This window comes from Candidatus Nitrotoga sp. BS, from assembly GCF_927797785.1.
GTDB lineage: Bacteria > Pseudomonadota > Gammaproteobacteria > Burkholderiales > Gallionellaceae > Nitrotoga.
In genome coordinates this window covers 1-19,940 of sequence record NZ_CAKMLL010000079.1, presented here as the reverse complement: position 1 = coordinate 19,940, position 19,940 = coordinate 1, and the positions used below count along the sequence as shown (strand labels likewise).

General features: G+C 49.3%; 16 protein-coding genes and 1 pseudogene. 9 read left to right on the top strand and 8 right to left on the bottom strand.

From position 1 onward, the window contains the following. Positions 1-54 precede the first annotated feature (54 nt). The 4 genes from apbC (at position 55) to MJ769_RS10515 (ending at position 4,601) form a co-directional block, all read left to right on the top strand. Positions 55-1,149 carry an iron-sulfur cluster carrier protein ApbC gene (gene apbC, locus MJ769_RS10530; RefSeq protein WP_239237055.1) on the top strand — a complete coding sequence of 365 codons (1,095 nt, stop codon included), beginning with the start codon at positions 55-57 and terminating at the stop codon, positions 1,147-1,149. An 82-nt stretch (positions 1,150-1,231) separates the two neighbouring features. After that, positions 1,232-1,798 carry a dCTP deaminase gene (dcd, locus tag MJ769_RS10525; protein ID WP_239237053.1) on the top strand — a complete coding sequence of 189 codons (567 nt, stop codon included), beginning with the start codon at positions 1,232-1,234 and terminating at the stop codon, positions 1,796-1,798. 133 nt (positions 1,799-1,931) lie between these two features. Beyond that, a complete protein-coding gene (locus MJ769_RS10520; RefSeq protein ID WP_239237044.1) occupies positions 1,932-2,153 on the top strand; it encodes a hypothetical protein in 222 nt (73 codons plus the stop codon). 195 nt (positions 2,154-2,348) lie between these two features. Further along, positions 2,349-4,601, top strand: coding sequence for an arginine/lysine/ornithine decarboxylase (locus MJ769_RS10515; RefSeq protein ID WP_239237042.1), 2,253 nt, complete (start codon positions 2,349-2,351; stop codon positions 4,599-4,601). Positions 4,602-4,697: 96 nt separating this feature from the next. Here MJ769_RS10515 and MJ769_RS10510 read toward each other — a convergent pair whose 3' ends face one another. Further along, the gene (locus tag MJ769_RS10510) at positions 4,698-6,680 is read right to left on the bottom strand and encodes a RelA/SpoT family protein (RefSeq protein ID WP_239237033.1); all 1,983 of its coding nucleotides are present in this window, start codon (positions 6,678-6,680) and stop codon (positions 4,698-4,700) included. A 478-nt stretch (positions 6,681-7,158) separates the two neighbouring features. Then, positions 7,159-7,785, bottom strand: coding sequence for a 2-polyprenyl-3-methyl-6-methoxy-1,4-benzoquinone monooxygenase (gene coq7, locus MJ769_RS10505; RefSeq protein ID WP_239237031.1), 627 nt, complete (start codon positions 7,783-7,785; stop codon positions 7,159-7,161). Between the two features lie 289 nt (positions 7,786-8,074). Between coq7 and MJ769_RS10500 the strand changes: the two genes are divergently transcribed. Continuing rightward, on the top strand, positions 8,075-9,163 hold the full coding sequence (locus tag MJ769_RS10500; RefSeq protein ID WP_239237017.1) for a porin: 1,089 nt from the start codon (positions 8,075-8,077) through the stop codon (positions 9,161-9,163). A 274-nt stretch (positions 9,164-9,437) separates the two neighbouring features. Here MJ769_RS10500 and trpC read toward each other — a convergent pair whose 3' ends face one another. Further along, positions 9,438-10,229 carry an indole-3-glycerol phosphate synthase TrpC gene (trpC, locus tag MJ769_RS10495; RefSeq protein ID WP_239237009.1) on the bottom strand — a complete coding sequence of 264 codons (792 nt, stop codon included), beginning with the start codon at positions 10,227-10,229 and terminating at the stop codon, positions 9,438-9,440. A gap of 181 nt (positions 10,230-10,410) precedes the next feature. Between trpC and MJ769_RS10490 the strand changes: the two genes are divergently transcribed. Both MJ769_RS10490 and lpdA read left to right on the top strand, forming a co-directional pair. After that, positions 10,411-11,670: a glutamate-5-semialdehyde dehydrogenase gene (locus MJ769_RS10490; RefSeq protein WP_239237006.1), complete on the top strand. Its 1,260-nt coding sequence runs from the start codon at positions 10,411-10,413 to the stop codon at positions 11,668-11,670. 67 nt (positions 11,671-11,737) lie between these two features. After that, positions 11,738-13,591, top strand: coding sequence for a dihydrolipoyl dehydrogenase (gene lpdA, locus MJ769_RS10485; RefSeq protein ID WP_239237005.1), 1,854 nt, complete (start codon positions 11,738-11,740; stop codon positions 13,589-13,591). A gap of 883 nt (positions 13,592-14,474) precedes the next feature. On the opposite strand, the gene MJ769_RS10480 is transcribed toward lpdA, so the two are convergent. The 5 genes from MJ769_RS10480 to MJ769_RS10460 form a co-directional block, all read right to left on the bottom strand. Continuing rightward, complete coding sequence (locus tag MJ769_RS10480) at positions 14,475-14,873, bottom strand: hypothetical protein (protein ID WP_239236997.1); 399 nt, start codon at positions 14,871-14,873, stop codon at positions 14,475-14,477. Between the two features lie 263 nt (positions 14,874-15,136). Continuing rightward, positions 15,137-15,289, bottom strand: coding sequence for a hypothetical protein (locus MJ769_RS10475; protein WP_239236938.1), 153 nt, complete (start codon positions 15,287-15,289; stop codon positions 15,137-15,139). A gap of 3 nt (positions 15,290-15,292) precedes the next feature. Continuing rightward, positions 15,293-15,811 carry a group II intron maturase-specific domain-containing protein gene (locus MJ769_RS10470; RefSeq protein ID WP_239236990.1) on the bottom strand — a complete coding sequence of 173 codons (519 nt, stop codon included), beginning with the start codon at positions 15,809-15,811 and terminating at the stop codon, positions 15,293-15,295. A 171-nt stretch (positions 15,812-15,982) separates the two neighbouring features. Continuing rightward, positions 15,983-17,083 carry a CARDB domain-containing protein gene (locus MJ769_RS10465; RefSeq protein ID WP_239236980.1) on the bottom strand — a complete coding sequence of 367 codons (1,101 nt, stop codon included), beginning with the start codon at positions 17,081-17,083 and terminating at the stop codon, positions 15,983-15,985. Then, complete coding sequence (locus tag MJ769_RS10460; RefSeq protein ID WP_239236964.1) at positions 17,080-18,177, bottom strand: hypothetical protein; 1,098 nt, start codon at positions 18,175-18,177, stop codon at positions 17,080-17,082. The genes MJ769_RS10465 and MJ769_RS10460 overlap by 4 nt, the downstream gene beginning before the upstream one ends. A 389-nt stretch (positions 18,178-18,566) precedes the next feature. On the opposite strand from MJ769_RS10460, the gene MJ769_RS10455 reads away from it, so the two are divergent. After that, positions 18,567-18,713 carry a hypothetical protein gene (locus tag MJ769_RS10455; protein ID WP_239236962.1) on the top strand — a complete coding sequence of 49 codons (147 nt, stop codon included), beginning with the start codon at positions 18,567-18,569 and terminating at the stop codon, positions 18,711-18,713. A gap of 304 nt (positions 18,714-19,017) precedes the next feature. Beyond that, positions 19,018-19,640, top strand: a pseudogene (locus tag MJ769_RS10450) (transposase); the annotation flags it as partial. Positions 19,641-19,940 lie beyond the last annotated feature (300 nt).

Genomic DNA, 19,940 nt, shown 5'->3' with positions numbered 1-19,940 from the left:
GGGAATCTTGGGTAGAATGCTTGCTCCCTATCGTTTTAATTGCAGGAGCAGTAAATGAGTTTTACCGATGCAGACATACAGGCCGCACTGACCAAGTTGATTGACCCCAATACAAAAAAAGATTTTGTAGCGGGCAAGTCGGTAAAAAATATAAAGATCAGCGGTGATAATTTATCGCTCGACATTCAGCTTGGCTACCCGGCGAAAAGCGTGTGGGACGAGATACGCACGATGGTAGAAAATCACCTGCGCAGCGCGTTACCCGATATCAATACCCTATCCGTGAATGTGAGCAGCAAGGTAGTACCCCATGCGGTGCAGCGCGGTGTAAAGCTGGTTGATGGCGTAAAGAATATTATTGCGGTGGCCAGCGGCAAAGGCGGTGTGGGCAAATCCACTACGGCGGTGAATCTGGCGCTGGCACTGGCGGCGGAAGGCGCGCGCGTTGGAATTCTGGATGCAGATATCTATGGCCCTTCCCTACCCACCATGATGGGCATTAAAGGCGAACCCGTATCACGTGATGGCAAGTCGGTCGAACCCATGCTGGGACATGGATTGCAGGTTATGTCCATCGGTTTCATGATTCAAGGCGAGGATGTGCCGATGGTCTGGCGCGGGCCGATGGTCACTCAAGCACTGGATCAGTTATTGAATCAGACACGCTGGGATGGGCTGGACTATCTAATAGTGGACATGCCGCCCGGTACGGGCGATATCCAATTAACTCTGTCGCAAAAAGTACCGGTGACCGGGTCGATTATTGTGACCACTCCACAGGACATCGCACTGATGGATGCGCGCAAGGGTCTCAAAATGTTCGAGAAGGTGAGCATAAAAATATTGGGTATAGTGGAAAACATGAGTACGCACATCTGCTCGAAATGTGGACATGAGGAACATATCTTCGGGAGCGGCGGAGCTGAAAAGATGTGTAACGACTACAATGTAGAGTTTCTCGGTTCATTGCCTTTGGATATACGCATCCGCGAGCAGACTGACTCCGGCAAACCCACCGTAGTGACCGACCCCGATGGTGCAATTGCCAAGGAGTACAAACTGATTGCGCGGCGTCTGGCGGTAAAAATTGCTGAAATGGCGCAAGACTATAGTGCGGCATTTCCTAAAATTGTGATGCAAAAAACTTAAGGGATGGGGAAAGTACAAAGTGTCATGAAACATTTATATGTTCATTCGGCCCCACGAACATAACTTCTATATCGAACTAAATATGAGCATTAAATCAGACAAGTGGATACGTCACATGGCCAAAGAGCACGGCATGATCGAGCCGTTCGAACTCGGGCAGGTGAAAGAAATGAATGGTCAGCGCATCGTGTCATATGGCACGTCGAGCTACGGGTATGACATCCGTTGCTCAGACGAATTCAAACTGTTCACCAACATCAATAGCACTATCGTCGATCCAAAGAATTTTGATGCCAACTCTTTCGTCGAGCTTAAGAGCGACTATTGCATCATCCCGCCTAACTCTTTCGCGCTGGCACGCACCGTGGAACACTTCCGCATCCCCCGCAATGTACTGACCATTTGCCTGGGTAAGTCTACCTACGCACGATGCGGCATAATCGTTAATGTCACACCGCTGGAGCCGGAATGGGAGGGTTATGTGACCTTGGAGTTTTCCAATACCACACCACTACCGGCGAAGATTTATGCCAATGAGGGCGTGGCACAGGTAATCTTCTTCGAATCCGATGAAGTATGCGAAGTCTCATATAAGGATAGGGGCGGCAAGTATCAGGGGCAGGCTGGGGTTACACTGCCCAAAATATAAATTATGATAAGGTGGAGCGTAAACAGCCCAACACTCGCCTTGGCAGCGTATATAAAAATGGTCAATTAGGTGCGTGGTTCCATTCCATCCATTCATTGAATTCTACAGAATCATACTTATAGGCATAAATTTAATGGCACCCAGTCCGCAAACTATCTGGCGCAGCCCCACAGGCGAAGTGGTCGCCTGCGTGGAAAAGAACAAGGTGCTGAGCGAGAACATGGAAGAAATCCGCCAAATCTGCCAGGATGCGCTGGAAGATGCAGTACTAATGGGTTGTGACGAACAGCAGTTTCGCGCGGTACTGACTGATCTGGTCAACGCACTGAAAAACCCCTACCCCCCGCGCGATTAGCTACACCAGAATAGCATTAAATTTTTTGATAAATTCCAGTTTAATCATCTCCTTCAATGCTGCGGCCATTTTTCCTGTTCACGTTGCCGGGCAGCATAATTTCTAATCTTATTTAACACTAACTACATTATCTAAATCTGCGACAATCGGCACCAACTCGCTGTCCGGCAGATATTCCCCACCAAGGAGCACTGAATGAAATTTGATTTTCCCATCATCATCATCGACGAGGATTTCCGCTCGGAAAACTCCAGTGGCTTGAGCGTGCGCGCTTTGGCCGAAGCCATCCAGAAAGAAGGCATGGCGGTGCTGGGTATAACAAGTTACGGGGATTTAACTTCATTCGCGCAGCAGCAAAGTCGAGCTTCAGCCTTTTTGCTATCGATTGACGATGAAGAATTCGGCGGCGGCAGTAAAGAGGAGACTGCAATCGCGCTAAAAAGCATACGCGCTTTCGTGGAAGAAATCCGCTTTAAGAATGCCGATATCCCCATTTATCTATACGGCGAAACGCGTACTTCACGCCATATTCCAAATGACATCCTGCGCGAATTGCATGGGTTCATTCATATGCATGAAGACACACCGGAGTTCGTGGCACGGCACATCATCCGCGAAGCTCGATTATATCTGGACTCACTCGCGCCACCGTTTTTCCGCGCACTGGTTAATTACGCACAAGATGGTTCCTATTCCTGGCATTGCCCCGGCCATTCGGGCGGAGTGGCTTTCCTGAAATCGCCGGTAGGTCGGATGTTTCACCAGTTCTTTGGCGAAAACATGTTGCGTGCAGATGTGTGCAACTCAGTCGACGAGCTGGGTCAGCTGCTTGACCATACCGGACCGGTCGCAGCCAGCGAGCGAAATGCAGCGCGTATTTTCAGTTGCGATCATCTATTCTTTGTGACTAACGGCACCTCCACATCAAATAAAATCGTATGGCACTCCACCGTCGCACCAGATGACATCGTAGTGGTGGATCGCAACTGTCACAAATCCATCTTGCATTCCATCGTCATGACTGGCGCAATACCAGTGTTCTTGATGCCGACACGAAACCATTTCGGCATCATCGGCCCGATTTCACTGGACGAATTTAAAATGGAGACTATCCAGCGCAAGATCAATGCACATCCTTTCATCAAAGATAAAAAGCAAAAGCCGCGCATTCTGACGATCACTCAGAGCACATACGATGGCGTGTTATATAACGTGGAAACCCTCAAACAGATGCTGGATGGACAAATTGACACCCTGCTTTTTGACGAGGCATGGTTACCGCATGCTGCCTTTCATGATTTCTACAAGGACATGCACGCCATAGGCCAGAGCCGTAAGCCGTGCAAGGAATCCATGGTATTTTCCACTCAATCGACACATAAAATGTTGGCCGGATTGAGTCAAGCCTCACAGATTTTGGTGCAGGACAGTGAAATGCGTAAACTGGACAGCGATTGCTTCAATGAAGCCTATATGATGCATACCTCTACCAGCCCACAGTACGCGATTATTGCGTCATGCGATGTGGCTGCCGCCATGATGGAACCTCCCGGTGGCACCGCTTTAGTAGAAGAATCCATTGCCGAAGCACTTGATTTTCGTCGTGCCATGCGCAAAATAGATGAGGAGTGGGGGGCAGATTGGTGGTTCAAAGTTTGGGGGCCGGACTATCTCTCCGATGAAGGTATGGCCGCACGCGAGGACTGGATGCTGGGTGCGGATGATCGCTGGCATGGCTTCGGTAACCTGGCGCCGGGCTTTAATATGCTCGACCCGATCAAGGCAACCATTATCACCCCGGGGCTGGATGTCGGGGGTGACTTCTCCGAATCTGGTATTCCGGCGGCTATCGTCACCAAATACTTGGCAGAAAATGGGGTTGTGGTTGAAAAAACCGGCCTCTACTCATTTTTCATTATGTTCACCATTGGCATCACCAAGGGACGCTGGAATACCATGGTTACCGAGTTGCAGCAATTCAAGGATGACTATGACAAAAATCAGCCACTTTGGCGCGTGCTGCCCGAGTTTGTCACCAAATACGCACGCTATGAGAAGATCGGCCTCCGTGACTTGTGCGACAATATTCACGGCATTTACAAGATCAATGATGTAGCGCGGTTAACCACTGAAATGTACCTTTCCAACATGGAGCCCGCCATGAAGCCGTCCGAGGCCTTCGCTAAAATGGCTCACGGCAAGATTGACCGCGTGTCAATTGACGAACTGGAAGGACGCGTTACCAGCGTGCTGTTGACACCTTATCCACCTGGCATTCCACTACTCATCCCGGGTGAGCGCTTCAACAAAACCATCGTGGACTACCTCAAATTTGCGCGAGCCTTTAATCAGAAGTTTCCAGGGTTTGAGAGTGACATTCATGGCTTGGTGGCCAACGAGGATAGTGACGGGCCGCGCTATTATGTGGATTGCGTAAGACAAGAGTAGGTACGTTTCGAATCTGAATCCGCTTAAACAATGCAGGAATAAAGCTAGATTACTGTTTCGCAAACGCATTTTATGGCTGGCTACTAGGCCGTACATTCAAGGCAGTATTTTTTGACTTGCCCATTGCGCATTAAGCATACGATCGCACCTGTTTTCCGGCAAGTGCAGCATGAATGAACAATCCTGTCGATGAATAGTTATCCCCCGGTCACGCGTGACATATCCAACAATCAAATCAAGCGGCACGGGCTTACAACATTTCGCTATTCTGGTCTGCAAATTACCTACGCCCTCAACCATGATGCCTGTTGGGAATGAGCCTGTAGTATTAACCTTAGTGGCAATTGGTTTACTTATTGCTTTTGTTCTGGCTGGAATTTCGTTTTGAATTGTAAGAACGAGATTCCGTTGTGTGACATCGCCTCGCCCGATTGCGGCCAACATGTTTTCCAACTTGTTAAAATGCAACTTTTGCGCGATTTTTTCCTGATTTAAAGAGGTGACACCCAGCCGATTTAGTTCGCGATCCAACTGCGTCCTGCCTTGAGAAACATGCTCATCAAAACTCTGGTACTTGAACCAGTGCCGCACCCTGGCTCGGGCTCGCCGACTTTGCAAATATCCATGAGCAGGATTTAGCCAGTCACGGCTCGGTGAGCACTGTTTGGCAGCCAAGACCTCCACTCGTTGCCCGTGTTGCAACTTATAATTGAGGGGCACTATACTGCCATCCACCTTGGCACCGCGCGTACAATGTCCCAAATCTGTATGTAAAGCATAGGCAAAATCCACTGGGGTCGCACCCCTGGGCAAATTGATTACCCTCCCCTGAGGCGTGAGCACATAAACCTGGTCATGAAATAATTCATTTCTGAATTGCGCCAGCATGTCCCCACTGTCAGTTACGTCTTCTTTCCATGCCAATATCTGGCGCAGCAAAATAATCTGCTCATCGAATCTGGCATCCGATTTTACGCCCTCTTTATATCGCCAGTGCGCAGCGAATCCTAATTCCGAATGCTGATGCATCTCAAAAGTACGTATCTGCACCTCCAGTGCCAAGTTGCGCGGACCGACCACAGCCGTATGCAATGAGCGATAGTCGTTGCTTTTGGGATGCGCAATGTAGTCATCAAATTCGCCGGAAATAGGCTGCCACAAGTTATGCACCAGTCCAAGTGCCGCATAACAATCCTTAACATTATTCGCCAGAATGCGTACTGCGCGCACATCGTAGAGATCGCTGAAATCTACTTGCTTGCGTTTCATCTTGTTGACTATGCTAAAGATATGCTTTGCTCGCCCTGCTACCTCTGCCTTAATGTTTGCCTGACTCAACTCCTGTCTCAATTTAGTCAGTACATCCGCGATATATTGTTCGCGATCTACCCGGCGCTCATCCAGCAGCATAGCCACTTTTTTGTATATATCCGGCTCCAGATAGCGTAGAGCAAGATCTTCCAGCTCCCATTTTATTTGCCATACGCCGAGACGGTTTGCCAGCGGTGCAAAAATACCCTGTGTTTCCAGCGCAACCCGTTTTTGCTGATCTTCACTAGCACCTGACAAGCAACGCATAGTCTGGGTTCGCTCAGCAAGCTTGATAAGTACCACACGGATGTCCTCTACCATGGACAAAACCATTTTTCTCAAACTTTCAATCTGCTGACTTCCATCTCCCTTATTCTTTTCTTTTATATGCAGGTCTTGCATTTCGCTGAATTCTCGGATTTTCTCAATGCGCGAAATCCCGTCAACCAAATGACGTACATTAACGCTAAAACGTGTTTCCAACGCTTCAGCCCAGCGGTCCAGATACTTGGGCACCGCATGCATTATGGCTGCAGCTACAGTTTCAAAATCCATATTCAAACCAACCAGAATAGATGCTGCACCAAGCGCGTGTTGAAACAGTGGTGCACCCGTCAGTTCGACTTGTCCGGCATAAAGTGGCGCAGCTAATTCGCAGGCGTGGCGGATAACTTCAACTTCTGCAGAAACAAATTTTGTTGATAAAGAATGAAGCCAGGAATCGACATCTCTGGACGAGGAAAAAAGTTTTTGTTGAACGGAAACCATAGAATATTATCGCATCGATGTAGTCATTCAGGATTTTTTAGACATTGCAGCTCTAATCAACCTGCTTATGCCATAGCGGGCACACAAGCACCATTGACTACCGTCACTGTGAACTTAACGGTAAGTGTCTCAACATCAAAAAACCGGGACATGAGGGCACATGCATTAAAAGAATGAAGTTGATGAATCGTACTATTCCAAAGCTCTGGCCGTCAGTCTTGCCTCAGGCAGCGAATGGTGAAGATTTTCTGAGATGCCCTATAGTTATCTTGAATATCAATCGAATAGACATACTTCGATTTTTATTTTTAGGATAGATTTCGAATAGCGGTAGACCGCCTAGAATAGCCATGGTGGTCTAAATTTGCGAAACCCACAACTAAAGGCCGGTTTAAGATATAGACACATCTACGGTGCAGAGGATAAGATGTAACTGCTTCTTCAACACGCTATCGGGCGTTTTTCGTGGGATTCAAAGCTATACCCAATATGCAGTCTGTGTCATTACCTTTGCACTCACTTGCATTGCCAGCCTTATCGGCAGTGGCAATTCTACACCACCCAATTGCACAGCAAGATCCCCATGCCGAGTTTCATCTGTAAGCATTTGCTGGACAACCGTACGACTTTTTATATCCTGTTCTGGCAGTTTATCCAAGTGACTTTGTAAGTGTGTAGCCACCTGACGTTCAGTTTCTGCCATAAATCCAAGATTCCATTTGTCACCCAACAACCCAGCAAACGCGCCGATGGCCAACGAATTCCCATACCAAATTGGATTGAGCAAGCTTAGATGGCCGCCTAACTCATGCACACGTCGCGACGTCCATGCCAAATGTTCAGTCTCTTCATTGGCTGTTTGCTGCAACTCTTCTTGCATCACAGGATCACGTGCCGTCAATGCTTGCCCTTGATATAACGCTTGAGCGCAAATTTCACCGCAATGATTGACGCGCATCAGTGCTGCTGCAAGCTTTTTTTCGTTCTCGTCTAATGCGGCATCCGGCAAACCAGCATCAGGGAAAGGGCGGATACTGTGCGCCTCATTAAATAGAGTACGCAAGCTTTTGTCGAAACTGATAATCAAGCTGTCTAAATTTAACAACGAGCGCTCCCCTTGAACATTAGTATACCCATACCGACCCGAGAATAATGGCACCACTAAAAATTAAGGAATGATATTAACACCAAAGCTACCTTTCAAATTTCTGCTTGTAAAGCAGACCTCTTTAAAATTAAAGAAACGGTTTGTTTATATTTTGTTGCAATAATACAACAAGCATCTTGCTTATCTCTTAAGCTCTCTGTCAAAATATGGGCTGACTTCTCATAAGTGCTTTAAATTTGAGAGGTTTTCCCGGAAAACCAATTTAGTAAATCAAGGAGAACATTTTATGAACATGAATAAGAGTTTGATTGCTCTAGCAGTCGCGGGTGTATGTGCGACCTCTGCAGCAATGGCCGAAGTTAGCCTGTACGGTCAAGCTAACGTATCCTATGACGTCGTAAACAATGACGGGAACAGGAATAGCCAGGGGGTGGGCAGCAATGGTTCCCGCTTAGGCTTTAAAGGTTCAGAAGATTTGGGTAGTGGTTTGTCTGCAATCTGGCAAATTGAAAACCAAATTGCAATTGGCGCAGGTCTAGGCGGCACAGAAAGCCCAGGTTCGGATTCACGCCTTGCCTTCCGTGACACCTTCGCTGGTTTGAAAAGCGACATGGCAGGTACGGTAAAGCTGGGGCGTTTCGATACCCCCTATAAGTTAGCTACTCGCGGCATGGACATGTTCCATAATACCATTGCTGATAACCGTAGTCTGATGGGTCTCGGTCACGACGTTCGTACTAACAACACTGTAGGTTTCAATAGCTTGAATTATTCTGGTTTCAGTGCGGCAGGTTCTTATTTTGGTGACCAAGGCGGTACAGCACCAGGGTTCAATTCGCCAAATACGCCAAATCCAGGTAACAGCTTATTCCATACAAATGAAGGTGTATCGCTTGCAGCAATGTACGACGCTGGTCCGATTTATGCAACTGTAGCCTACCAAAGCATAAGCAATGGTCTGGGCACTACATTTAAAACATCAGCATGGAAAGGTGGCGTTGGCTACTCTACACCGCTATTCGGGTTAAATGGTGTTTTTGAAAAAATCAGCAATGATCTTGGCTCTGGCACCTCCACAGCTTGGTATCTATCCGGCAAATATAACATGACCTCAAATGATGCGCTTAAACTGGCGTATACCGATGTCAATCATAATGCTGGTAATAATCCTAAGTCTGGCGGCAAGCAGTATTCATTGGGTTACGACCACAAAATGACCAACCATACTACGCTGTATGCTTTGTACACCGATCTGAGAAATGATAACAACACAAATTACCAGCTTGGCTGGAACAGTGGCGGCACTTCCATTAGCAATACAGTTGTAGGTGGAGACGCGAGCGCCTTCTCAGTGGGTATGAAACATTCGTTCTAAATTATTGTCTTCGTAAGAGGATAAGTAGTTAGATCTTAATCGGGCACCTTCAGGTGCCCGATTTATATTTTAAGATAATGCTGGTGATACTACTCAATATCAACACCTGCAAAATTATCTGCGGTGACTTATTACCCAAACAAGATGACTTGTTTGTAATATTCCTAGACTGCTAATCATCATTGGCTCGTCAACCCCGAAATAATCTGTTCACCTGATTTTCTAACAGAACAGCAACCGTACAATTATGCCACCGCTGGCGTACTCACCTGTATCACAACCCAAACAGCCGTGCTAATGCAATGCCTGGCTCGGCGGCACGCATGAATGCTTCACCTACCAAAAAAACATTGACGTGATTGCTGCGCATCAATTGCACATCTTTTGTCCGAAGAATTCCGCTTTCAGTTACCACCATACGTTCTTGTGGAATGTGCGGTAATAAATTCAGCGTAGTTTGCAGCGTTACCTCAAAAGTACGCAGGTTGCGGTTATTGATGCCGATGAGTGGAGTGTTGAGTTGCAATGCCTGATCCAATTCCGCTTTATTATGAATTTCTACTAACACGCTTAGCCCCAGGCTGTGCGCCAAAGCCTCAAACTCTTGCATCTGCGTCAGACTCAATGCTGCCGCAATCAGCAGGATACAGTCCGCCCCTAACGCTCGAGCCTGATAAATTTGGTAGGTATCCACCATAAAATCTTTGCGCAGTACTGGAATAGAACAAGCGGCCCGCGCTTCTTGCAAATATTCGGCACTGCCCTGAAAGAATTGCACATCAGTTAACACGGACAGGCAGGCCGCGCCGTGACTTGCATAGCTAGCAGCAATTTCAGCCGGGCGAAAATCTGCGCGCAACACGCCTTTACTTGGGCTAGCTTTTTTTATTTCGGCTATCACTGCGGGCTGACCTGCTGTAATTTTGCTGCGAATGGCTCCGACAAAATCACGAGTGAGTAAGGCTTGTTCCGCGTTCGTGCGCATAGTTTCCCATGAGCAAATGGCTTTGTCGGCAGCAATTTCTTGCGCCTTGACAGTAAGAATTTTTTGCAGAATGTCAGACATGGCAGACCCTTGATATACAAGATGCGCATTTTAACTTAAGTGCAATGGTAAAATGCGCACATATAGCAAGGATGAAGCGCAGCAATATTCATCGTAAATGTGATGGGCGTGTTGTGACAATGATGATGGATATCGCAGCGCTCTGCCCATGTGCTGGTTCCGCTTGAATGATGAGGTAGAAATGGACGACATCAAAATATACATGCAACAAATCGGGCAGAAAGCACGTGCCGCTTCTCGCGTCATGGCGCAAACCGGTACTGCGGCAAAAAATTGTGCCCTGGAAAAAATTGCTGCTGCAATCCTGAGCAGCACCGCACAACTGATTTCGGCGAACTCCAAGGATACCGCTGCTGCGCGTCTTAACGGATTGGATGCCGCCTCCATCGATCGTCTCACCCTAACTGAAAAAACCTTGCGTAGCATGGCAGAAGGGCTGTTACAGATAGCTGCCCTGCCGGATCTCATCGGTGAGATTAGCGACTTGAAATATCGTCCTTCCGGCATCCAGGTCGGTAAAATGCGTGTGCCGCTTGGCGTTATCGGCATCATTTATGAATCGCGCCCAAATGTGACGGCTGATGCCGCAGGGTTGTGCCTTAAATCCGGCAATGCTGCCATTTTACGCGGCGGTTCCGAAGCGATTCATTCCAACCAGGCAATTGCGGCATGCGTTCAACATGGGCTACGCGAAGCTGGCTTGCCGGAGAGCGCTGTGCAGGTGATAAGCACCACCGACCGTGCAGCAGTAGGCGAACTCATTACCATGCAAGAATATGTGGACGTGATCGTGCCGCGTGGCGGAAAAAGTCTAATCGCACGCATCTCGGAAGAAGCTCGTGTGCCGGTTATAAAACACCTGGACGGAATCTGCCATGTATATATCGACGACGAGGCTGATTTGGAAAAAGCCCTCCGTATCGCCGACAACTCCAAAACTCAACGTTATGGTGTATGTAATGCCATGGAAACCCTGTTGGTGGCTGCCAGTGTGGCGGCACAAGTGCTGCCTCAATTATGTAAAACATATCAAGACAAGGGCGTTGAACTGCGTGGCGACGAGGCCGCGTGTAAATTGATTGCTCAAATGGCAATTGCGACAGAAGAAGATTGGCGCACCGAATATCTGGCGCCGATTTTGAGCGTGCGTGTGGTGACTGGACTGGATGATGCAATTGTGCATATCAATACCTACGGATCACAGCACACCGACAGCATCGTGACTGAGAATTACACCAAGGCGATGCGTTTTTTACGCGAGGTCGATTCCAGCTCGGTGATGGTGAATGCTTCAACACGATTTGCCGATGGCTTTGAATATGGATTAGGTGCAGAAATCGGCATCTCCACTGACAAAATTCACGCGCGCGGCCCGGTAGGGTTGGAAGGGCTAACTTCACAGAAATTTATTGTGCTGGGCAGCGGACAGATAAGAAGTTAGCAGAAACATTTCTCACCAAGAGATTATATGTAAATGCACTTGCCTGAAATGAACACGAAAGAAAATTATGACACAAACCCTCGCAGTTAACGTGCCGGACATTGGTGACTTTAAGGATGTAACTATTATCGAGGTGATGGTAAATATTGGCTCGGCCGTGACAATAGAGCAATCGTTGATCACAATGGAGACCGACAAGGCGACTGTGGATATACCTTCCCCCGCTGCGGGGGTGGTGAAGGAATTAAAGATCAAGATTGGTGACAAGGTCAACCAAGGCGATTTGATTTTAATGCTGGAAACCGAGACGGCAGCAGAAGAGCCTACCTCTTCCCCTGCTCAACCCACTCCAGTCACTTCACCCCCCCCTGTTTCAGAGGAAATACCAACTCCCTCCCCTGATAAAGAAAGAACGGAGGCAGAAGGAGCTGCATCCATGTCACAAGTCTCTACTGCTTCATCATCGGCTCCTGAAGTTGCTAGCTCAACCTCTCCCGCTTTTGCAAAAGGTGATCTTCATGCTGAAATCGTTGTCCTGGGTGCCGGTCCCGGTGGCTATACCGCAGCTTTCCGTGCTGCGGATCTGGGCAAACAGGTAATACTAATTGAACGCGATTCCAAACTGGGTGGAGTGTGCCTTAATGTAGGCTGCATCCCGTCGAAGGCACTGCTGCACGTCGCCAAGGTTATCACCGAGGCAGATGAAATTTCACCTCATGGTGTAACTTTTAGCAAACCGACAATCGACATTAATAAAATCCGCAGCTGGAAGGAAAGTATTGTCGCCAAGCTAACCGGCGGCTTAGTCGCACTATCCAAGCAGCGCAAAGTAAAAGTAGTTTACGGTGTGGCGAAATTCAGCTCGCCTAACAGCGTTACGGTAGAAACCAGCGACGGCAGCAAAACCATCACGTTTGATAATGCCATCATTGCAGCAGGCTCCAGCGTGACGCGCATTCCCGGCTTTCCGTACGATGATCCACGCTTGATTGATTCCACCGGCGCATTGCTGTTGCAGGATATTCCGGAGCGTATGTTGATTATTGGCGGAGGCATCATCGGCTTGGAGATGGGCACGGTATATGACGCACTAGGCTCTAAAATTTCTGTGGTCGAATTGGCCGATGGCCTGATTCCTGGTGCTGACCGCGATCTCGTGCGTCCGTTGCACAAGCGCATCGAAAAACGTTATGAAGCAATTTACTTGAAGACCAAGGTCACCAAAATTGAGGCAAAGACGGAAGGGCTGAATATAATCTTTGAGGGTGAAAATGCACCTCAGCCACAGGTATACGATCGTGTGCTGCTCGCCGTCGGACGTCGTCCAAACGGTCACGAAATTAACGCAGAAGCGGCAGGTGTCGAAGTCAATGAGCGTGGCTTCATCCCAGTGGATAAGCAACAACGCAGCAATGTGCCGCATATCTATGCTATTGGCGACATTGTTGGCGATCCCATGCTGGCACACAAAGCAACGCATGAAGGCAAAGTGGCAGCAGAAGTTATTGCCGAGCATAAAGCCAGCTTCGATGCGCTCACTATTCCATCTGTGGCTTATACCGATCCGGAAATTTCCTGGATGGGTCTAACCGAAACGCAAGCTAAAACACAGGGCATCACCTATGAGAAGGCAGCTTTCCCGTGGGCGGCGAGCGGCCGTGCATTGTCTATGGGACGTGGAGAAGGGCTTACCAAGCTGCTGTATGACCCACAAACAAAACGTATTCTCGGTGCGGGCATCGTTGGCAGCAATGCAGGTGAACTGATTGCCGAAACAGTGCTTGCACTGGAAATGGGTGCGGACATGGAAGACATCGGTCTGACTATTCACCCGCACCCCACGCTGTCGGAAACTATCGGCTTCGCAGCGGAAATTGCCGAAGGCAGTATTACTGACCTATATATGCCGCGAAAAAAATAAGGCACCACTAACGGCCATTGCAGTTGCAGCCCTCCTGATTTGGGAGATATTTACATAGCATTTGTGAGCCAGTCGGACTTTTACAACAAACGGCTTAGATCGTGGCTCGCTTCGCGATCTAAGCTTAATCGTTTGGCATTTGCGCACTCATAGTGAGTCCACATACGTGGGATACGAACCACTTTCCCTTTGGTAAAGACTTCGTACACGATACGTGTGCTGAATATTAATGTGGCGAAAGTATGCGCCGGCAAGATCACCTACAGAATTCTCGCAGTGGAGGCCACTTGCTGTAAATGCAAGTGCGCCTAAACAATGACGGTGTATGGGTGGCGGCTGGAGGTTAAAGAGTCGTCGTCAGTCGAAGCCAACAAGCCCACTGCAGACTGGTGACAAAGATCGTCATTCTCTTTTTCGAACTCGAACGGCTAGTCTGACCAAGAGTACGAGCGCGGAAACCCAGCAAATGACAGCAAAAGACCACCGCAAAAGCGGAAGCTGCCAGCGAAAGAGCCCGAGTGCGCTTCCTACTCCCGCGAACACCAATAAACCTCCAACAAGTACCGCACGATAGGGACGCTGCAGCGACCACGCAAGTGCGTTCCGCCAATCTGATCGCCGCACGGTGTTGTGTTCTTCGACGCTCATGATCTGAAGGTGTCGCCGTGTGACCTAATGAGGCTGTATAAAAACCCTGTTTTCAACGAGAACAGGTATCGTAATTTGTTGATTTTTCATAAGGCGATTTTCACAATTTTGAGTTTTTCTACAGCCTCAACGTTTTAGCTAAGCGGGAGCCGGCAGCTGGGCTATCCCTTGCGACGGAATTGTCAGGCCGGAATATCCAACAAAGCAAACGTTGCAAACAATTGTGGAAGTATATTTATTGGACACGGATTCGCTCCCAGCCTCGAGCGTACATACATTGCTTGGCTGATTCATTTCTGTTTCTTTTGTTTACATCAGTGGTTTTTGTAACTCCCTGGACTCGTTTACCAGGCTTTGTTGTGCAGTTAACTTGACTCTTGCCGTAGGTTTTTCCAGCGCTTTCGTAAGTCGACTCATTGCCGTCGCAGTTTGTGGTTGATGGAGTGGTGTAGCCAGAAGATCGTTGCTCTTGAACAATTTGTGTCGGATAAATAATTGCCGCCTCAGATTGGCACTCGTAGTTATCTTTGTTGAACTCAAGCTGAGTACTGCCCTGTTTTTGCCACTGGTACTGAGCACACCCAGAAATAACTTGGCATAACGCAATACCAAAAATTAAATACATAATTTTCATTTAACTATAATCCTCCAGATGAATATGGTGCGTTGGCCTAACGACTTCAATTATGCAGCAATGTGAGCCACACTTCGCGTAGTATCATATTTTAACATATTGTGAATACAGCACTTTACTCTCTGGTTTTGCAGTGAGCTTTAAAATTTTATGCGGTTTTATTCTTCGCTATTGCCACTAAGCGTGATGCACGGCTATCTGAGCATAATCGGGATAGAAAGAAGCCTCTCGGCCCCTCCCTCCCACACCACCGTGCGTACGGATCACGTACACGGCGGTTCGATAAATATGACTCCTACCACGCAACAAGAGCGGGTAGACCCAAACTGCTGAAATACCGCACCGGCAAAGCCAGTGCGAGCGCCGGAGTCTTCGACAGCCGCCAAGGCCCATGCGCTGATTTGCTGGTGTTCCATGCTTCACGCACAGTCACACCGCGTTTGCGCAGTTCCCGGTAGCCGGCTCGTCCCCCATTGCTTCCAGATGTAGCAGCGTAACTTGCGTCGTATCCATTTGTCTATGTCGCGCAAAGGGCTCATCACTTCGGCCATGCCGAAATACGCTTTCCAACCAAGCAGGGGGTTTCTCAGCTCTGCGACGATGACGGCCAAATGGTGGCCTCGTGTACGACGGGTCAGTTCGCAGACGCGCTGTTTCAGCTTGTCGATGGCTTTATCCGCCACCTTGAGCTGCGCGCCGGTGCGGCTAACCGTAATGCCCGGAAACTTGCGTTTCGACGGGCGATCTACCGCGCTCTTCAGCGGATTAACTGTGAGCCGCAGTGAATCACTGACGAAGTGCTTTACGCTCGCCATTACCCTCTGTTCCGCGCGCAGGCTTCCGACCTTGATGTTGCAGTCGTCGGCGTAACGCGCGAAGCGGTGGCCGCGCCGTTCCAGTTCCCAGTCCAGTTCATCCAGTACGACGTTGGCCAACACCGGGGAGCGCGAATGTACGGGTAGAGTAGAGAACCTGTTCTGTTCTCTACTCTACCCGTGTTTTGTCCTTTGTCATTTATTGCATGATCTGGAGCAACTTGATCTGCCTCTCCTGTTCGCCTTGCGTGGCGGTTAAAAAAAAAGCGCCCCTAAAGGCGCAATTTGTTCGGGCTAATTTACCCTTATCGGTATATAAGCGCGGTTATTACTGCCACTTACTTCGCTAATGGAATTGTTGTCGTCCACAATAATGCCTAACCAATAATTTTGCCCCGCATTCAGCGTACTAGGTATGGTTACTCCTAGCGTTGTGGTGTACACATCTGCCGGATGCACCGACCCAAACGTACCCCCTCCAACACGCAAATCTCCCGAACTAATATAATCGTTTGTGGAGATATAAATACCGTAGGTAACATCGTTGTGCGTTTGTTTACCGTTGTTCTCAATGGTGAACTCCGCTCTTACTGCTGCCCCGCGGTTGACTCTGTAACCTGGTTCTCCCTCAATTGTAATACCGGGCAGGTTTGCCGTATTGGCGCTATTACGCATTCTCACGCGGTCATGGCTTGAATACTCACCGTCGGCACCAGTGCGACGCCAATGCGATGCTGACACGTCTCTGAAAGCAGATGATTGGGAACCGTAAAGTACTCTTGCCCCGTGCGAGGCATCTTCACCAAAATAACTTTTGGCTGTGGAGCCGTTCGCATGATGGTGCCGCCAGGAGTCTCCCATTATGTTGTACTCCGAGTTAACGTGCATAAGCCCCAAATAGTGGCCGGCCTCATGCACAATTACTGCTTCAATGGGCAGCCTGGTGCCGGTATAGACAGAATTAGATGACTTTGCCTGTGAGCTAGTCCACGATCGGCCTGATGAATCGAGCGCGATGTCTACCTCGTCAAGCCCGTAATTCCAGCCAAAAAGCCAGTAGCAGTGATAGCGCATACGTGCCACACCAGGTGGAGAAATGCTCTCCGCATAAATTTCGTTCTGGCCGTTACCACTGCCAACGCCACCTGATTCTGTGGTATCGTTAATGCTAAACGGTGACGGGTTAACGTTGGTGATATCAATGCCGCGCTGTACTGCAGTTAAATTGCTGCCAGTGAAGCTGTTAGTATTAATACGCGCAGATGTTGAATTGCCACCCCAGCGTAGTTTCTTGTTACTGTCGCCGTCACACTCCAACCACGAAGCAGACCACGCGGGTGTACTTAAGCCCAAAATGCCAGTGGCTAACGCCACGAAAAATATTCCCTTTTTCATTGCTGTTCTCCCTCTGTTGTGGTGCCAGATGCTGGGTTGATACTAGTGCCAGAGCGAATACCGGGCTTAACCGGACGCGGTATGACAGTGCCGGGTTGCGGGGTAATGGTACCCGGTGTCGGGCGCAGATCGTTTCCGTCCTCTTTTTCGTCTTCTATAACCGATTTGTCATCCCGTTCTTCGTCACTGATTTTAATCCGTGGCACCCTTTCGGCCTTTAATAATTCCATTTTTGGGTCTGGCACTTTAAACTTCAGCTTGGGGTTTGCCATTTCCACCTTCTGCCGGGGTTTGCCGATTGACTTTTCAAGCTCCTGAATAATTTTCAGAAATTCTTCAGCTGCTATTGGTTGGTCAAATTTCTCTGACGGTTCCGCCGGTTTTTCCTCAAATTTGTCTGTCGCACTGTCTTCACTGGGCTGTTGGGCCATGTTGACCGTATAGAATTTGGGGGCTTCTTCTTCATAGCGCTTGCGCAATGCGCGAATGTCACCGCCCTCTTTTTCGATTCTGGCTTTGGCCTCGGGTCGTTTCATCAATTGCTCAAAGTCTGGTCGCGGAACCTCAATTACATTAAGGTCAAAACGCGGCTTACCACCAAATCGCAATTGCTTACGCGCTTCTACCAATGGCACACCCCAAGTATTGTAGACGCGACCATCAATTACCCTGAAGCGGCCATCGGCACAATTCACCAATTGGCAGCTTTCAATTTTTCCGCCAAGAACAAACAGAATATCCTGCTGGCCACGGGCAAAAGTAGGCGCTGAAGTTTCCGTGTAGAAACCACCGCTGCCATCTGCTCCGCCGGGCACTTTCAACACCAGCCGCTTGGATGCCAACGAACCTATTGCCACCTGCTCAACTGCATAAGTAACAAAAGTATGGGGCAGACCATTTGGCTGTTCACGGGTAGGCTCAGAATTACGATAATCTATATCAACAACCTTGCCCTGCACTACGGCTGCAGACTGTTGCACCAGAGAGCGAAGAGCGTTTGGGTCAATGTCGTTGGGGCTGTGGGCTGCAGCGGGCAAAGCTACCATAAGCGCCGCCAGTGCGAAAATTGCCGTTAGGCAAAAATTGGGTTTCATGATCTTTCTCCTTGTTCAAGTTAATACTCAAATTGTGCAAACCCACGAACAGAACTCAGCAAACTTACGGTTAACAACAGGCCACCCTTATAACGGAGCAATGGGAGATAGGGAGCAAGATAGTGGAACTTGGCTAACCTATCTGGTTCAAACCCCCTCGGCACTTCTCCCCCTGGCATTGGGTCAACTCGCTAATCACCAAATAACCAGAATCATTTCAACTGGCCTTTTTTAACATACTGTCAATTTGTAAGACATGTCAACAAACTTGTTGGACGAAGCCACCACGCGGAGGAAACCCAAACTGCGATGCCACGATTTATGCTGTATCTTCGTCTCCTCGTTTTCTGAGGGGTTGGTTTTGCACACAATCGTGAGGACACGCCAGCATGAACACAACATTTTCATCGCAATCGCACTTCGACCAGCCGTACCAGACACCTCTCAAGCACCTCAAGCTCAAAGGTTTGCAGCCCAAGACCATCGAGGCGTACTCGCGCACCCTACGCCGCATCGGCGCGCGCTTCGATCATTAAATCGACAACCTGACCGAGGCACAACTGAGAAACTATTTCTCCGAACTGGTGGCGTCGCACGCGTGGAGTACGGTCAAACTCGACCTGTAGAGGGTTAAAGTTTTACTACCCGTCCATCTTGCGCAAGCCTTGGTCGCGCCCGGACTGATCAACCCCCCGAGGTGCCAACGCCTGCCGGATGTCGTCACGGTCGACGAGAGTCCGGTGGATATTAATCGCCACGCGCGTAGTCAGTTACCGGGTGTGCTTCTTCACGCTGTATAGCCTGCGCTGCGCCTGGGCAAAGGGCTACGGCTGCAATTGCCATTGCCCGCATTGCCCGCACCACGAAAGCCAGCCTTGGTTGGAACGGCAGTTACAAAAACAGGTACCAGCCGAATACGTTCTGCTGACTTTTACCCTGCCTGCGGAATTCAAGGGGCTGGCTCTTGCGCACCAGCGCATCATCTACGACTCGCTTATACGTTGTAGCTGGGTGACTGTGCGCGCGTTCGCCCAGAACGACAAGCAGCTGCGGGGCACGCCCGGTGCCATCGCGGTGTTGGATACCAACACGCGCCAGATGGAGTATCACCCGCATGTCCATCTGGTCATGCCTGCGGCGGTGGTCGCTGAACCGTACCCGGCGCGCAGTTTCTGTGGCGGGTGTTGCAGCATGTGCTGCCGAAAGGTTTTAGGCGGGCGAGCAACTTCGGTTTCTTGCATGCCAATTGCAAACGCTTAATCGCTTTGCTGCATGGGGTATCGAAGTTCAATCCGGGCCTGGCATCGGACTGGGTCAAGGCGCGTGTACCTATCCTGTGTACCTGCTGCGGGGCGGTGATGCAGATCGTGCGAACGCGGATTCGATTTTTGTTCTCGGGGGCATGCCCGCCCCGCTTGCCGCACGGGAAACATGCTGACCATATAAGCGATACGCACTTTTGACAAGTGCCGGGATGTCAGTGCCTACAAGCTGGGAGATTCATTCGTCTGAAATCTGGCGAAATAGGCGAATAAACGTCCGCATCGGGCATCACCTGTGGATACAGCCTCTATGAAACGGGCGTTCAACCGCCCGTTATCCCGCTAGAACTTCAAACCGGAGCCATTCACAACAAGATATTTTCTATGAGGCCACTCGAGCACTCTGGGCCGGGCTCGTCCAACAAACGGTTTAGATTGTGGCTCGCTTCGCGATCACAATGTCGGGTAGCCAGGCGCGGTCACCCGCGCCCAGCCCCCTAA

What these genes read in the sequence shown, in the direction of transcription:
- apbC (WP_239237055.1), top strand. Translation starts at nt 55, where the DNA reads ATGAGTTTTACCGATGCAGACATACAGGCCGCACTGACCAAGTTGATT.
- lpdA (WP_239237005.1), top strand. Translation starts at nt 11,738, where the DNA reads ATGACACAAACCCTCGCAGTTAACGTGCCGGACATTGGTGACTTTAAG.
- MJ769_RS10520 (WP_239237044.1), top strand. Translation starts at nt 1,932, where the DNA reads ATGGCACCCAGTCCGCAAACTATCTGGCGCAGCCCCACAGGCGAAGTG.
- MJ769_RS10480 (WP_239236997.1), bottom strand. Translation starts at nt 14,873, where the DNA reads ATGAAAATTATGTATTTAATTTTTGGTATTGCGTTATGCCAAGTTATT.
- trpC (WP_239237009.1), bottom strand. Translation starts at nt 10,229, where the DNA reads ATGTCTGACATTCTGCAAAAAATTCTTACTGTCAAGGCGCAAGAAATT.
- MJ769_RS10515 (WP_239237042.1), top strand. Translation starts at nt 2,349, where the DNA reads ATGAAATTTGATTTTCCCATCATCATCATCGACGAGGATTTCCGCTCG.
- MJ769_RS10455 (WP_239236962.1), top strand. Translation starts at nt 18,567, where the DNA reads ATGAACACAACATTTTCATCGCAATCGCACTTCGACCAGCCGTACCAG.
- MJ769_RS10510 (WP_239237033.1), bottom strand. Translation starts at nt 6,680, where the DNA reads ATGGTTTCCGTTCAACAAAAACTTTTTTCCTCGTCCAGAGATGTCGAT.
- dcd (WP_239237053.1), top strand. Translation starts at nt 1,232, where the DNA reads ATGAGCATTAAATCAGACAAGTGGATACGTCACATGGCCAAAGAGCAC.
- MJ769_RS10475 (WP_239236938.1), bottom strand. Translation starts at nt 15,289, where the DNA reads ATGGAACACCAGCAAATCAGCGCATGGGCCTTGGCGGCTGTCGAAGAC.
- MJ769_RS10460 (WP_239236964.1), bottom strand. Translation starts at nt 18,177, where the DNA reads ATGAAACCCAATTTTTGCCTAACGGCAATTTTCGCACTGGCGGCGCTT.
- MJ769_RS10500 (WP_239237017.1), top strand. Translation starts at nt 8,075, where the DNA reads ATGAACATGAATAAGAGTTTGATTGCTCTAGCAGTCGCGGGTGTATGT.
- MJ769_RS10490 (WP_239237006.1), top strand. Translation starts at nt 10,411, where the DNA reads ATGGACGACATCAAAATATACATGCAACAAATCGGGCAGAAAGCACGT.
- MJ769_RS10465 (WP_239236980.1), bottom strand. Translation starts at nt 17,083, where the DNA reads ATGAAAAAGGGAATATTTTTCGTGGCGTTAGCCACTGGCATTTTGGGC.